8 protein-coding genes are annotated in these 13,488 nt (G+C 71.0%); 4 read left to right on the top strand and 4 right to left on the bottom strand.

Features of this window, described 5'->3' with window-relative positions:
• Positions 1-117 precede the first annotated feature (117 nt).
• The 4 genes from LGN17_RS17345 (at position 118) to LGN17_RS17330 (ending at position 3,593) form a co-directional block, all read left to right on the top strand.
• Positions 118-330, top strand: a complete 213-nt coding sequence (locus tag LGN17_RS17345) for a glycine zipper 2TM domain-containing protein (protein ID WP_043182137.1) — start codon at positions 118-120, stop codon at positions 328-330.
• Between the two features lie 203 nt (positions 331-533).
• Positions 534-782 carry a hypothetical protein gene (locus LGN17_RS17340; RefSeq protein WP_226197888.1) on the top strand — a complete coding sequence of 83 codons (249 nt, stop codon included), beginning with the start codon at positions 534-536 and terminating at the stop codon, positions 780-782.
• 153 nt (positions 783-935) lie between these two features.
• On the top strand, positions 936-1,862 hold the full coding sequence (locus tag LGN17_RS17335) for a DMT family transporter (RefSeq protein WP_226197887.1): 927 nt from the start codon (positions 936-938) through the stop codon (positions 1,860-1,862).
• Positions 1,863-2,312: 450 nt separating this feature from the next.
• Positions 2,313-3,593, top strand: coding sequence for an EAL domain-containing protein (locus tag LGN17_RS17330; protein WP_175967419.1), 1,281 nt, complete (start codon positions 2,313-2,315; stop codon positions 3,591-3,593).
• Between the two features lie 56 nt (positions 3,594-3,649).
• On the opposite strand, the gene arfB is transcribed toward LGN17_RS17330, so the two are convergent.
• The 4 genes from arfB to recC are packed head-to-tail and all read right to left on the bottom strand — an operon-like array spanning position 3,650 to position 13,411.
• Positions 3,650-4,054: an alternative ribosome rescue aminoacyl-tRNA hydrolase ArfB gene (arfB, locus tag LGN17_RS17325; RefSeq protein WP_175951798.1), complete on the bottom strand. Its 405-nt coding sequence runs from the start codon at positions 4,052-4,054 to the stop codon at positions 3,650-3,652.
• A complete protein-coding gene (locus tag LGN17_RS17320; RefSeq protein ID WP_226198147.1) occupies positions 4,051-6,363 on the bottom strand; it encodes an AAA family ATPase in 2,313 nt (770 codons plus the stop codon). The genes arfB and LGN17_RS17320 overlap by 4 nt, the downstream gene beginning before the upstream one ends.
• 2 nt (positions 6,364-6,365) lie before the next feature.
• A complete protein-coding gene (gene recB / locus LGN17_RS17315) occupies positions 6,366-10,076 on the bottom strand; it encodes an exodeoxyribonuclease V subunit beta (protein WP_226197886.1) in 3,711 nt (1,236 codons plus the stop codon).
• Positions 10,073-13,411: an exodeoxyribonuclease V subunit gamma gene (gene recC / locus LGN17_RS17310; RefSeq protein ID WP_226197885.1), complete on the bottom strand. Its 3,339-nt coding sequence runs from the start codon at positions 13,409-13,411 to the stop codon at positions 10,073-10,075. Before recC ends, recB begins: the two co-directional genes overlap by 4 nt.
• Between the last annotated feature and the right edge of the window lie 77 nt (positions 13,412-13,488).

Genomic DNA, 13,488 nt, shown 5'->3' with positions numbered 1-13,488 from the left:
CCGCGCGAGCCTTAACAAGTCCTTACAGCAGCGTCGGGGGACGGCGCGTAGATTGGGTTCATGCGCGGCCGCCGGTCGGTCGCGTGTCCTCCGTTCACAACCGCAAGGACAACGATCATGAATTCGATACGGCGTATTGGGGTATGCGCGCTGCTCGTCGCGACCGTGGCCAGCCTGTCGGCCTGTGACTCGATGACGAGACGCCAGCGCGACACGGCAATCGGTGCGGGTGTCGGCGGCGTCGCCGGCGCGGCGATCGGCGGCAGCGCGCTGTCAACACTGGGTGGCGCAGCGGCCGGCGGCATCATCGGTAACCAGGTCGGCAAGTAAGCGGCGCAGCGCGCCGCGACGGCCAGCCAGACGGCGTTTTCGCGGTGCGGAAGCGCCGTTTTCGCATGCGGCGCCGCAACGTAACGGGCCGCCAGCCGGGCCGCCCGCGCGGAAATGATCCGTTACCGTTTTGCACACCGTGTCATCGGCGCGCGGCCTAAGCTTAAGCATCTGCCGATTGCCGGCTCCGCCGGAGAGACATCATGAACAGGACCCTCGTCACCGCGGCGCTCGCCTGCGTGACGCTCGCCGGCTGCTACTACCCGTACGGCTATTATCCCGGCGGCTATTACACGGCCGCACCGGTACAGCCGGCCCCCGTCTACGTCGATCCGGGCCCCGCCTATTACTATCCGGCGCCTGCCTATGCACCTGCCTGGGGCGGCTATTGGGGACCGGCGCTCTCGCTCGATTTCGGCTTCGGCGGACGCGGCGGCTGGCGCCATCACTGACCGGGCACGACCGCCGGCAGGCGGCCGCCCCGCGCCGGCCGCCAGCGACACGCCCATTTCTTACCGTTTCTTGCCGTTTCATCGAAACGTGAAACGACGGCGTGGTAGCGGGGTGTAAGATCCTCCGCATCCCATCCCTGCCCTTCACGATCGATGTCCCCCAAGAACGCCCTTCTGCTGACCGTGCTCGCTGCCCTGTGGGGTGCGTCGTTCCTGTTTATCCGGATCGGCGTCGTCGATCTCGGCGTCGCGCCGCTGATGGCATTACGGGTGGGCATCGGCGCGCTGTTTCTCGCGGGCTTCGCGCTCACGCGCTTCAAACCTGCCGATCTCGGCGCCCGGCTGCGCCGTCATGCGTGGCCGCTGTTCGTCGTCGGCGCGCTGAACTCGGGCATTCCGTTCTGCCTGTTCGCATTCGCCGAACTGACGCTGTCGGCCGGCGTGACATCGGTAATCAACGCGACGACGCCGCTCTGGGGCGCGCTCGTGGCCTACCTGTGGCTGAAGGACAAGCTGTCGCGGCCGCGCGCGCTCGGCCTCGTCATCGGTTTCGCCGGCGTGCTCACGCTCGTGTGGAACCAGATCGCGAATGCGCACGGCGAAACGGGCGCCGCGGCGACCGCGCTCGCCGCCGCAGCCGCCCTCGGCGCGACACTGCTGTACGGCATCGCGGCCAATTACACGAAGCGCAAGTTGACCGGCGTCGATCCGCTCGTCAACGCGACCGGCAGCATGATCGGCTCGACCCTCCTGCTGCTGCCGTTCGCGATCGCCACCTGGCCGGCCGCGCCGGTCAGCGCGCACGCGTGGGGCTCGGTGCTCGCTCTCGGTGTCGCCTGCACCGGCATCGCGTATTTCATCTATTTCTACCTGATCGCGCACATCGGCCCCGCCCGCGCGATCACCGTGACGTTCGTGATCCCCGTGTTCGGCCTGCTGTGGGGCGCGCTGTTCCTCGGCGAACACGTGACGGTCGTGATGATCGAAGGCTGCGCGATCGTGCTCGTCGGCACCGCGCTCGCGACCGGCGTGATCAAGCAGATTCCCGGGATCCGGCCGCGCAGCGGCGAAGCGACCTGACGCTTCGTTCGGGCGCACGCGCCGCCCCGCCATCGGCCGGGCCGTGATGCCTGACGGCCGGGCGGGCGCCAACTGTCCGCCGCCGCGCCGCGGATGGCGCTGCCGCGCGGCCGGCATTCCTCTGACGGCGACTTTCGCCCGCCACCGTGCCGGCCGCCGGGATTTCCCGCTTCGCCGCGCACGCCATGGCATGCCGCCGGATTGTCATGTGCGGCGGCGGCCCCCTCCGCCTCGCGGCGCGCTGGCGCGCGGCACGGGCCGCGGCTGCATTCCCGCGTGCGTGTGGAGTTTCCCTGATACGCGAGCGGCCCCGTTCCCGTTACACTTCGAACACTTACCCGCAGAAGGCGGTCTCGATGACCCACGTCCTTTCGCGTCCGCCGGCGCATGCGACTGCTTCAGCGTGGCGACGCGCTGCCGCTCCGCCACTCGACCCCGGGCACCGTTGACATGAAGCCCGCCCGCGACCTCTCGCTCGACTCCCTGCTCGAACGCCTCACGCCGACGCCCGGCGGCTGGATCGCCACCTATCGCACCACGACATTGCGCAGCGTGTTCCAGCCCGTGCTGTCGATCACGCACAAGCGGGTCGTCGGTTACGAGGCGCTGCTGCGCGTCGTCGATTCGAACGGCGCGCTGATCTCCCCCGCTGCACTGTTCGACAAGACGCGTGCCGACGCCGATGCGCTGCTGCTCGACCGGCTCGCGCGCTGCCTGCACACGGCCAACTTCGTCGCGCAGGGCATCGGCGACGGCTGGCTGTTCCTGAACGTCACGCCGCGCGTGCTCGACTCGGGCCTCGTGCAGCGCGAATTCGTCGAGGCGCTGTGCCGGCATTTCTCGCTGCCACCGAACCGCATCGTGCTGGAAGTCGTCGAACAGCCCGCGCGCGACGAAGCCGCGCTCGCCCGCACGATCGACATGATCCAGCATCGCGACTTCCTGATCGCGATCGACGATTTCGGCACGGGATTCTCGAATTTCGACCGCGTGTGGCGCGCGCGACCCGACATCGTCAAGCTCGATCGCTCGCTCGTCGAACGTTCGACCAGTTCGGCCGAAGATCGCCGCATCATGCATCACCTCGTGTCGATGCTGCATCAGGCCGGTGCGATGGTGCTCGCCGAGGGGGTCGAGAGCGACGACTCGCTGCAGGCGCTGATGGAAGCCGACATCGATTTCGTGCAGGGTTTCCAGTTCGGCCAGCCCGACGCATCGATCGCACACGCGAGCGCAGCAGCGCCCGCGATGCTCGACGCCGCGTGGCAGCGCTTCATTGCCCGCCGGCACGCACCGGTCATCGCCGAGCAGCCGGGCTTCGACGCGATCGAGCGGCTCGTGCTGACCGGCGCGGCCGCGTTTTCCGCGAGCGGCAACCTGCAGGACGCCGCGCAGCGCGTGTTCGCGGTGCCGGCCGCGCGCCGCGTGTTCGTCACCGACGAAACCGGCGAGCAGTTCCTGCCGTCGATCGGCGCGCGCGCCGACGACGGCCAGGCGGGTGTCGCCCGCCTCGCACCGCTGTTCCCGGAAACCCACAGCAACTGGTCGCGGCGCCCGTATTTCCAGCGCGCGATCGCCGCGCCCGGGCGCGTCGCGCTGATGGGCCCGCACTTCTCGCTGACGGAAGGTCGCGACTGCTATACGGCCGCCGTCGCGATCCGCGCGCAGAGCCGGCTCGTCGTGTTCTGCGTCGACTTCGTGCTCGACAGCGCGGGGACCGTGATGCGCTGACCGGCGCGACGGTGGGCAATCGACGCTCGCGCCAGTTGTTCGCCCCCATCCATTCGTCAGTCGATCACCTTCCCTCTCCCCGACTTCACCACGCTGCGGCGCGACTTGTGCTCGAGCCGCCGCTCCTTCGACGCGCGCGTCGGCCGCGTGGCGACCCGTGCGCGCGGCGTGAACGCGACGCCGCTGATCAACGCATCGAGTCGCGCCAGCGCAGCCTCGCGATTCTTCTCCTGGGTGCGATATTCCTGCGACTTGATCACGACGATGCCGTCGCGCGTGATGCGCTGGTCGGACAGCGCGAGGAGCCGCTCCTTGATGGCGGGCGGCAACGACGACGCGCGGATATCGAAGCGCAGGTGGATCGCGCTCGACACCTTGTTCACGTTCTGCCCGCCCGCGCCCTGCGCGCGCACGGCCGTCCATTCGACTTCGGCTGGATCGAGCGTATAGCGGATCATCATCGCGATGCCTCCATGCGGCGCCGCGCGAGCGCCTCGTCGACGCGCGCCGCGAGCCCCGAATCGCGCTGCGTGCGCGTTGCAACCGCCTGCGCCAGCACGCGCCGCGGCCCGATCACCTGTACGCGCGTGCGGGCACGCGTGACAGCCGTATAGACGAGTTCGCGCGTGAGCACGCGGCCGAACGACGCCGGCAGCACGAGCGCGGCTTCGTCGAATTCCGAACCCTGCGATTTGTGGACCGTCAGCGCGAACGCGGTTTCGTGCGGCGGCAGCGCGGCCGGCGACACCGCGCGCGCGGTGCCGTCCGCTCGCCTGAACCAGACGCGCAGCACGCCGTGCGCGTCGGGCAGCGCAATACCGATATCGCCGTTGAACAGCCCGAGCGCATAGTCGTTGCGCGTCACCATGATCGGCCGCCCCGTGAACCAGTGCGCGCCGACCGCGAGCGGCACGCGCGCCGCGTGGCGCACGTGCGCGGCCACGAGCGCGTTGACGTGCTCCGCGCCGCGCAAGCCGCTGCGGGTCGCGCACAGAATCCGGAACCGGTTGAGCGCGTCGAACAGCGGCAGCGGATCGGGAACGGGCGCGGCCAGCGTGTCGCGCAACGCGTCGAGATACGCACCGAAGCGCCGCGCGAGCCGCTCGACCGTCGACGACGCGAGCGACTCGCCCGCATCGTCGTGGAACGACGCGGCGGCCGAATCGTCGGCGGGCAGCGCGTCGAGCGCGGCCTGCACGTCGCCGCTGCGGATCGCGAGCGACAGCCGCCCGATCGGCGAATCGAGACCGAAGCGGTAATTGCGTTCGAGCCAGACCACGCAGTCGGCAAGCGGTGCGGGTGCGGGTGCCGGTGCCGGTGCCGGTGCCGGTGCGAGCGTGGCAGACACGGCGGCGGGTTCGCCCGGCAGGATCGACGCAAGCGCCACGTCGCCCGCGTCGAACGGCGGCAGCTCGACGGCGTCGAGCCACGCGAGTTCGCCGGCCTCGATCCAAGCCGGTGCGTCGCCTGCCTCGTCGGCCTCACCGGCTTCGGTCAGCATCGGATCGGCGGCGGGCAGCTGCGCGACGCCGATCGTCGAAACTTCGCTATCCTGCGGGTCGTCGTCGAAGAGCGAAGCCTGTCGCTCATCGACTTTCCGTCGCGGTGCCGGTTTGCGCGTCGTGGCAGCAGCAGGCGCCGAGGCCCGAGCTGCGGCGGAAACCGGATGCGCAGCGGGAACGGCTGCGGCCGCGACTTCGTCCTGCACCGGCAACGCCGCGACGAATGCCGCCTCGTCGATGCCGAGCGCCTGCGCGATGCGTGTGCGCGCGGCAGCGGTAAACGCCGGCCGCGCGCTCAACTCCGCGAACACGGCGCCCGCCTCGACCGCGGCCAGTTGGTCCTTGTCACCGAGCAGCACGAGCCGCGCACCCGGCGCGAGCGCATCGAGCAGATGCGCGGCGAGCGCGACGTCGATCATCGACGCCTCGTCGACGACGATCAGGTCGTATGGCAGCGGATTGTCGCGATGATGCCGGAACCCGGCCGCCCCGCCGCCGCCCAGCAGCCGATGCAGCGTGTACGACGTGTCCGGCAGACGCGCCGCGAGCTCGGGCGGCAGGTCGCCGGCCCGCGCATGCAGCGCTTCCTGCATCCGCTGCGCGGCCTTGCCGGTCGGCGCGGCCAGCGCGACGCGCAGCCGCGGATGCGCGTCGAGCAGACAGGCCAGCACGCCGACGACGGTCGTCGTCTTGCCCGTGCCCGGGCCGCCGCTGACGATCGTCACGCGGCCCGTCAGCGCGACGATCGCCGCGACGCGCTGCCAGTCGACTTCGCCGGTTGCCGGCCCGAAGTAACGCGCAAGGCTGTCGCGCAACCGGTCGGGCGCCAGACCTTCGTCTGGCGCGGCCACACCGGCCTGGGCGACGAGCGCATCGGCAAGCCGCCGCTCGTAGTCGAAATAGCGCGACAGGTACAGGTGGTCATGGCGGTCGACGATCAGCGGCCGCTCGTCGCCGCGTGCGAGCGTGCCGAACGCGACCACGCCGCTCGCGGCAAGCGCCGCGCGGATTTCGTCGAGCGGCGCTTCATAGCGCTGCGCGAGCGCGCCGAGTGCAACGCACACGTGGCCGCCTGCGGTCGCACGACTCGTCGCGAACGCGGCGCGCGCCGCCCAGCGGGCGGCCGCAGCCGGCGCGCCGGCGCGGCGAGAGAGATCGCCGATACGGCGCGCGAAGCCTTCCGCGAGCGCAATGCCGAAATCGGCGGGTTCGGGCAGCCGCGCGACGAGGCCGCCGGTAAATTCGAGCGTGTCGTCCTGCGCATTCATGTTCATGCGCGGCCCCCTTCCATCATCCGGTCGAGTGCGTCGACGAGCGCGCGCTCGGGCCGCCGCGCATGCACACCGGCCGGCTCGCCGCCGCTGCGCCAGTCGGGCCGCACACCACGCACGAACAGGTACAGGTAGCCCGCGATATGCGTGTCGTAGTCGTAGTCGGGCAGCCGCCCGCGCAGGTAGCGATGCAGTGCGACCGTATAGAGCAGCGCCTGCAGGTGATACGCGTGATCGGCCATCGCGACATCGAGCGCGCGCGGGCCGTAGGCGTCCGGCGTCGTGCCGAGATGGTTCGACTTCCAGTCGACGATCCAGAAGCGGCCGTCGTGTTCGACGATCATGTCGATGAAACCCTTGATGAAACCGGCGAGCATGCCCGCCTCCAGTGCTACGTCCGGGTAGCCGTGCGCGACCAGCAGGCGGCGCAGCGCCGTCAGGTCGAGCGACGGCGCCGGGAACAGGAAACCCATTTCGTCGAGCCGCTTCGCCGGATCGAGATCGGCGAGCCGCATGCCGGGCACGAGCTCGGTGCGCACGACATCGTCGACCAGTTGCACCATCATCGCCGGCAGGCGTGTCGCGAGTTCGGGGTCGGCTTCGACCGGCCGGTCGTGCAGCGCGCCGAGCGCGGCCCTGGGCCACGACTCGGGCTCCGTGAACCGGCTGAGCTCGAACAGGCGGTGCAGGCACTCGCCGGCCGCCGCGCCGCGCGGGAACATGAGGATGTCGTCGTCCGGCGGATCGGGGGCGACCGTATCGACCCACGGCCACTCGCCGTCCGGCGCCACCGCGGCAAGCGCATCGTGATCGGGCCGCAGTTCGTCATCAGGCACCGCCGCGACGCCCGCTTCCTCGCGCGCCATCGACGCGGTCAGCGAACTGAAGCTCGCCATCCGCCACGCATCGCGCAGCATGCGCGTCGTATGGCGCGCCGCGAGCGTCTGCGACGCGTCGTGCCCGGCCGCGAGACGCTCGGGTCGCGCCGGCGCCGGCAGCGGCGCAACGCTCACGGGGCCACCCGCGAGCGCCTGCCACGCCGTATCGAGCGCGGCTTCGTCGGGCGGCTCGTCGAGCCATGCGTCAAACGACCGGCCTGCGCCGGCAACGAGCCAGTTGAGCACGCTGCGCCGCGCTTCGCGCGTCGAGCGCGACGACAGGTACGGCCCGGCGACGACGTAGCAACGATAGACCGCCCGCGTGAGCGCCACGTAGACGAGCCGCGCGCGCTCCGCGGCTTGCTCGCGCAACGCTTGCCGCGCCGCATGTGCGGCCGCCTCATCGTCGCATCCGTAATGCAGCACCGCGTCGCCCGCATCGTCGTGATATTCGCGCGCATCCGGCAGCGCCGACGCGGGCGGCTCGCGCAACCCGCCGTCGTTCAGGAACGGACAGAACACGATCGCGTATTCGAGGCCTTTCGACTTGTGCACGGTGACGATTTGCACGAGGTTGCGATCGGATTCGAGACGCAGTTGCGCTTCCTCGCCGCCGCCGCCGAGCCGTTGCGCGGCGAGCCAGCGCAGCGTCGGCGCGATGCCCGGTTGCGCGGACGCGCGCGCCTGCGTCAGTTCGGCCAGATGGTTGATGTCGGTCACGCGACGCTCGCCGTCCGCGCCGGCCATCAGGCGTTCGGCAATCCGCAGCTCGCGCGTGAACGTGCGCCACATCACCGCAAAGCCGCGTTCGCGCCACAACAGCCGATACCGCGAGAAGCGCTCGACCCAGCTCATCGCGTCGGCACTATCCGCCGCCGATGCTTCACGTTGCGCGTCGCCGTCGCCCTGCTCCATCCGCCACAGCGCACCGGCGTCGAGGCCGAACCAGTCGGATGCGAGCGCCGCACGCAAGCGCCGCAGGTCGCCCGGGGCATCGATCGCCGCCAGCACGCGCTCGAGCTGCTCGGCGTCGCCGGTCGAGAACACCGAGGCCTGCGCCAGTTCGACGCTGCCGATGCCCCACGTGGCCAGCACGCGCTTCACGAGACTGCCTTGCCGGTGCGTCTGCACGAGCACTGCGATATCGCCCGGCGACAGCGGCGTATCGCCGAGCCGCACGCGCCCTTCGCGCGCGCCGCGCATCAGCCGCGCGATCTCGGCGGCACAGGCCTGCGCGGCCTGCGCCTGCGCCTCACGCTTGAGCAACGTGCCTTCGCCGCCCGGCAAAGCCCAGACCCGAAAGTCGCCGGCCGGGCCCGGATCGGTCGCGTCGACGAACGGCGCGCGCACGCGCGTGCCCGCGCGCACCGCGTAATAATCGAGCCCGTCGAGCACGAACGCGCGCGGATTCGACATGAAGAAGCGGTTGCACGCATCGACGATCGCGGGCGTCGAACGCTGGTTGACCGCGAGTGTGTAGCACGCGCTCGCCCGTGCACGCGCGGCAAGATACGTATGCAGATCGGCCGCGCGGAAGCTGTAGATCGCCTGCTTCGGATCGCCGACGAGAAACAGCGGGCCGCCCGGCGCGAAGATCCGGTCGAAGATCGCGAACTGCAGCGGGTCGGTATCCTGAAACTCGTCGATCAGCGCGGCCGGATAGCGCGCGCGCAGCGTCTGCGCGAGCCACGGATGCGCATGCAGCGCGTGGTACAGGTTCGCGAGCAGATCGTCGAACGAGACGACGCGTCGCGTGCGCTTGCGCTCGGCCAGCTCGCCCGGCGCCATGTCGAGCCATTCGGCGATCAGCGCGAGCCAGCGCGCGCGCTGCGCGGCCTCGGCCGCCGCCACGGCCGCTTCGAGCGCATCGGCCACGTCGAAGAACGCGTGTTCAGGCGTCGCGCCGCCTTTTTTCGTCGCCTTCACCAACGCAGTGCGCGTGAGCTTCAGCGCGGCCTTCGGCAGCGCGGCCGTCGCGTCGCCCTGCGCGAAATGCGCGGCCCATGCGGCAAGCGCATCGGCAACCGCTTCGGGTTTGTGCGAGCGCTGGTTGAGCGCAGGCTGCGCGGCGCGCAGCAACGCATCGATCGCTTCGTGCTCGGCCGCCCACATCCGCTCGGCCTCGGCGAAACATTCGGCAGCCACTGCCTCGGCCGATTCGTCCGGCTCGCTCACGCCGTCCCAGCGCAGCGCGGCCAGCGGTTTCTTCAGCCGGCGCGCAAGCTGAACATCGAGCGCGGCCGGGCCCGCGCCCGATTCGACGAGCCAGGTCGCAAAGCCCGGCCAGCGCGCGGCCGCCGGTTCGACGCGCGTGCGCCAGAAATCCGCTGCGAGTTCGAAGCGCAGCGCCGCGTCGTCGGCCTCCATGTCGAACGCGAACGGCATCGCCGCCGCAAATGGCGCTTCCTGCAGCGCGCGCTGGCAGAACGCGTGAATCGTATGGATCGCGGCCTGGTCGAACGCGCGCAGCGCGCGCCGGATCCGCTTCGCAGCCGTCTCGGGATCGAGCGCGCCGCTTTCGCCGAGCGTGGTTTCGAGCAGGCGCGCGATGAACGGATCGCCGCCGTCGTCACCCGTGTCGAGCGCATGCGCAAGCTGCGCGAGCCGGCCGCGAATCCGCTCGTGCAGCTCGGCAGTCGCCGCTTTCGTGAAGGTCACGACAAGGATTTCGTCCGCACCGAGATCCTTTTCCAGCAACAGGCGCACGTAGAGTGCGCAGATGTTCCAGGTCTTGCCGGTGCCGGCCGATGCCTCGATCTGGTTGACGCCGTCGAGCGGGCACGCGAACACGTCGAGTTCGAGCGCCTGTTGCGGCTGCGACCCGGCACTCATGCGACCTCCTTCAGATGCTCGACGAGCGGATCGAACACGAGCCGCGCGAGTGTGCCGAACGGCTCGTCGAGCGATGCGTGCGCACCGCGCCACGCGATCGCGATGGCCGGATCGTCGGCCTCGCTCACGACCCGTTCGTTGATCCAGACGCTCGCGGCCTTCGCCTCGCCGTCGGACACCCTCGCCCACGCGCTGCGCGGGAAAAACCGCAACGGCATGCGCCGCCCCGCGCGAAACAGCGCGGCCAGCGGCGCGAGCCGCTCGAGCGGCGCCGCGACGGGCGTCAGCTCGAATGCGCCGCCGCTACCGAACCACAGCGTGCGGCGCGGGCCGCCAGGATCCACCGCGCAGTAGACGAGATGCGCGAGCCACGCTGACAGGTAGTCGCGCGCACTCGGCCGCGCGTAGCGGTAGATGATCTGCCCGGCCGGCGTCAGCCGGTTCAACGTGCCGTGCAGTTCGAGCGGCGCGCTCACCGCGTCGCCCGACAGCAGCGCGTCGTCGGCGCCGAACAGCGCCTGTTCCGTGTCGGGCCAGACGGGCATGACGGCGAGCGAGAACGGCCGCCGCTCCATCCCGTCGGCCAGCGCGCGGCGCACGTTCGACGCGAGCTGCGTCATCGAACCAAGCGCCTGATCGCGCCACACGGCGCCCGTCGCGCCGCCCGGCAGTTCGGGGCTCGCGTCCGCAATGCGCAGCGCGTGATCGTGCACGCGGCCCTCGTCCGACTCGATCAGCAGCGGCAGCACGCGCTCGGCGAGCGCATCGCTGCCGGTGAAGTCGAGCGCGAATGGCTCGGTGTCGAGCAGTTCGGCCTGTGCGTCGGCAAGCACGATGCCGAGCCGCGCGCGCAGCAGCGCACGCGCGGGATGCCGCCAGAAGCGTTCGAATTCGCTGAATGCGACCGGCTCGACCGGCTCGGCCGGCAGCGGCTGCGCGAAGAACGGCAGCTCGCGCGGCCCGTGGCCCGACGCCTCGGCGGCCAGCAGCGTCGCGAGCGCCGCACGCTCGGCATCGTAGGAAGCGAGTTCGCTGCCGGGTTGGAAATACGCGGCCGCGAACGGTTGCAGCGGATGCTCGACGACGAATGCGCGCCGCGCGGCCTCGACCGCGTCCGGCGGCGCGTCGGGCCCGGCCGTGACGAGCGCGAGATGGTCGAGCAGCTCGTCGACGAGTGCCGCGGGCGGCAGCGGCGCGTTGTCGCGAATGCTGCGGCCCGTGTAGGCAATCATCAACCGGTCGCGCGCGGCGAGCAGCAGGTCGAGAAACAGGTTGCGCTCGTCGTCGCGGCGCTGGCGGTCACCGAGCTTCGGCAACACGGCCATCAGGTCGAATTCGTCCGCGCGCGCAAGACTCGGCAGCACGCCGTCGTCCATCCCGAGCAGGCAGACGACGCGATACGGCAGGCCGCGCAGGCTCGTCAGCGACGAGAACGTGACGCCGCCCCACGGCACGCCGCCGCGCGCCGGATCGTCGAGCGCGGCGGCCAGCCCGGCCCGGACGACGGCTGCCGGCAGCGCGACGTCGGGCGCGCCCTCCGTCATCGCGGCCAGCATCGCGTCGAGCGCGTCGCGCACGCCCGCCAGCGCGTCCGCATACGCGGCGCCCGAATCGAAGAAACGCGCGAGCGTATCGGCGAACAGCTCGCTCCAGCCTTGCGGCGTATGCGATTCGGCCAGCCGCCGCGCGAAGCCGTCGAGATCGTCGGTGAACCGCGCGAGCCGGCCGAGCAGTTCGGCCTCGCTGCCGGTGGCCGCCTCGATCGGCAGCCACGCGCCGACCGGCGCCGCGCCCTCCGGCATCGCATAACCGAGAAAGAGCCGCGCGAGCGCATCGGAAAACGTATGGCGCGGCGCCGGCACGGCCGCGTCGTCGCTCGCGCGCGGCGACAGCCCGCGCCGCGCGCCGGCGGCTGCGAGCCAGGTCTGCACCGTCTCCAGCGCCGTCGCATCGATGCCGTAGCGCGCCGCCACCGCGTCGACGCGCAGCCATTCGACCAGTTCGGGCGCACCGACCTGCCGCTCCGGCAACGCGAGCCAGTCGAGCAGCACGCGCGCGACCGGGTTCGCCTGCGACGGCGGCAGGCCCGTGATCCGGTAAGGCACACGGGCACCGCCGGTGCCAGCCGTGCCGAACACGGCGTCGATCAGCGGCCCGGCCGCCGCGAGATCGGCCACCGCGACGAGCACGTCGGACGGCTGCAGGCTCGCATCGGCGTCGAACCACGCGAGCAGCCGGTCGTGCAGCACCTCGAGCTGGCGCGCGAGGCTGTGGCACACGTGCACCTCGATCCCGCGCTCGGCCGGCGTGTCGCCGGTTTCGGCCTCCGGCTGCAATTCGAGGATCGCGTTCTGCACGCGCGCGAGCCACGTCGGCTCGGGATTCTCGACGAACCGCGACGCGTCGCCCGCCGCGGCGCTTTCAGTCAGCTCGTGCAGCATGTGCAGTTGCGCCTGGGTCTGCCTGCCCCATTCGGCGAGCAGCGGATGGCCGACTTCCTGGTAGTCGAGCCGCCCGGCCGCATCGAGCGCCTCGGCATGCGCGGCGGTCACGATGTCGAACCAGAACTCGCGACACGGGTTCAGCGCATAGACGCGCACGTCGATCCAGCGCGACAGCTCGCGCAGCAACGCGACATGCAGCGGCGGCATCGTCGGCAGCGCGAACACGGCGACCGATTCCGGCCAGTCCGCACGCGCAAGGGTTCCAGGATCGAGATGGCGCGCCTCGACGAGGAAGCGGTGCGCCGGCGGCGTGCCGCTGTCGCTCAGCTCGGCGAGCAGCGCGCGCCACAGCGCGGCCTGCCAGCGCTCGTCGTCGCGCGCGGCGTCGCTGATCCCGCGCGGCGCGGCGTCGCCCGCGAGCACGGACTCGCCGGCCTGCCATGCGGCCAGCCATTCGGGACGATAGGTCAGGTAATGATCGAGCACGGCCGCGACGCGGTGTGCAAGCTCGTAGCGCATCGCATCGTCGGACGCGGACAGATACGCGGCCAGCCGCGGCGACGCGAGCCACGGCGACCCGTCGGACGCCTGCGCGAACAGCCGGTAGCAGCGCCACACGAGGCGGTCGGGCGCGAACGGCGAACGCTTGGGGACTTCCATCACGCGGCCGATCTGCGCCCACAGCCATTGCGCGAGATACGTGAACTCGACGTTCGCGCACACGCCGTTACGCGCGGCGATGTCGAGCTCGAGACGGCGGCGCAGCGCCGCGCTCGGCACGATGACCTGCTGCGGCGCCCACGGCCCGTTGCGGGCCGGGAACGCGGCCAGATCCTCGAGCAGCGCGTCGGCCAGCGTTTCGTGACGATTCGAATAGAACAGATGGAGCATGAGGCGGGGCGTCGGATTCTCGCGCCGGCCGGACCGGGCGAACAGGTTCCCGAAGGATAGCAAATGGTCCGCCGCCG

It is taken from the genome of Burkholderia sp. AU30280 (assembly GCF_020420125.1).
Lineage (GTDB): Bacteria > Pseudomonadota > Gammaproteobacteria > Burkholderiales > Burkholderiaceae > Burkholderia.
The sequence above is the reverse complement of the archived record's forward strand: the minus strand, read 5'-3'. Positions and strand labels throughout refer to the sequence as shown.

Coding starts and splice junctions, on each gene's coding strand:
- LGN17_RS17345 (WP_043182137.1), top strand. CDS start 118: ATGAATTCGATACGGCGTATTGGGGTATGCGCGCTGCTCGTCGCGACC.
- LGN17_RS17340 (WP_226197888.1), top strand. CDS start 534: ATGAACAGGACCCTCGTCACCGCGGCGCTCGCCTGCGTGACGCTCGCC.
- LGN17_RS17335 (WP_226197887.1), top strand. CDS start 936: ATGTCCCCCAAGAACGCCCTTCTGCTGACCGTGCTCGCTGCCCTGTGG.
- LGN17_RS17330 (WP_175967419.1), top strand. CDS start 2,313: ATGAAGCCCGCCCGCGACCTCTCGCTCGACTCCCTGCTCGAACGCCTC.
- arfB (WP_175951798.1), bottom strand. CDS start 4,054: ATGATGATCCGCTATACGCTCGATCCAGCCGAAGTCGAATGGACGGCC.
- LGN17_RS17320 (WP_226198147.1), bottom strand. CDS start 6,363: ATGAATGCGCAGGACGACACGCTCGAATTTACCGGCGGCCTCGTCGCG.
- recB (WP_226197886.1), bottom strand. CDS start 10,076: ATGAGTGCCGGGTCGCAGCCGCAACAGGCGCTCGAACTCGACGTGTTC.
- recC (WP_226197885.1), bottom strand. CDS start 13,411: ATGCTCCATCTGTTCTATTCGAATCGTCACGAAACGCTGGCCGACGCG.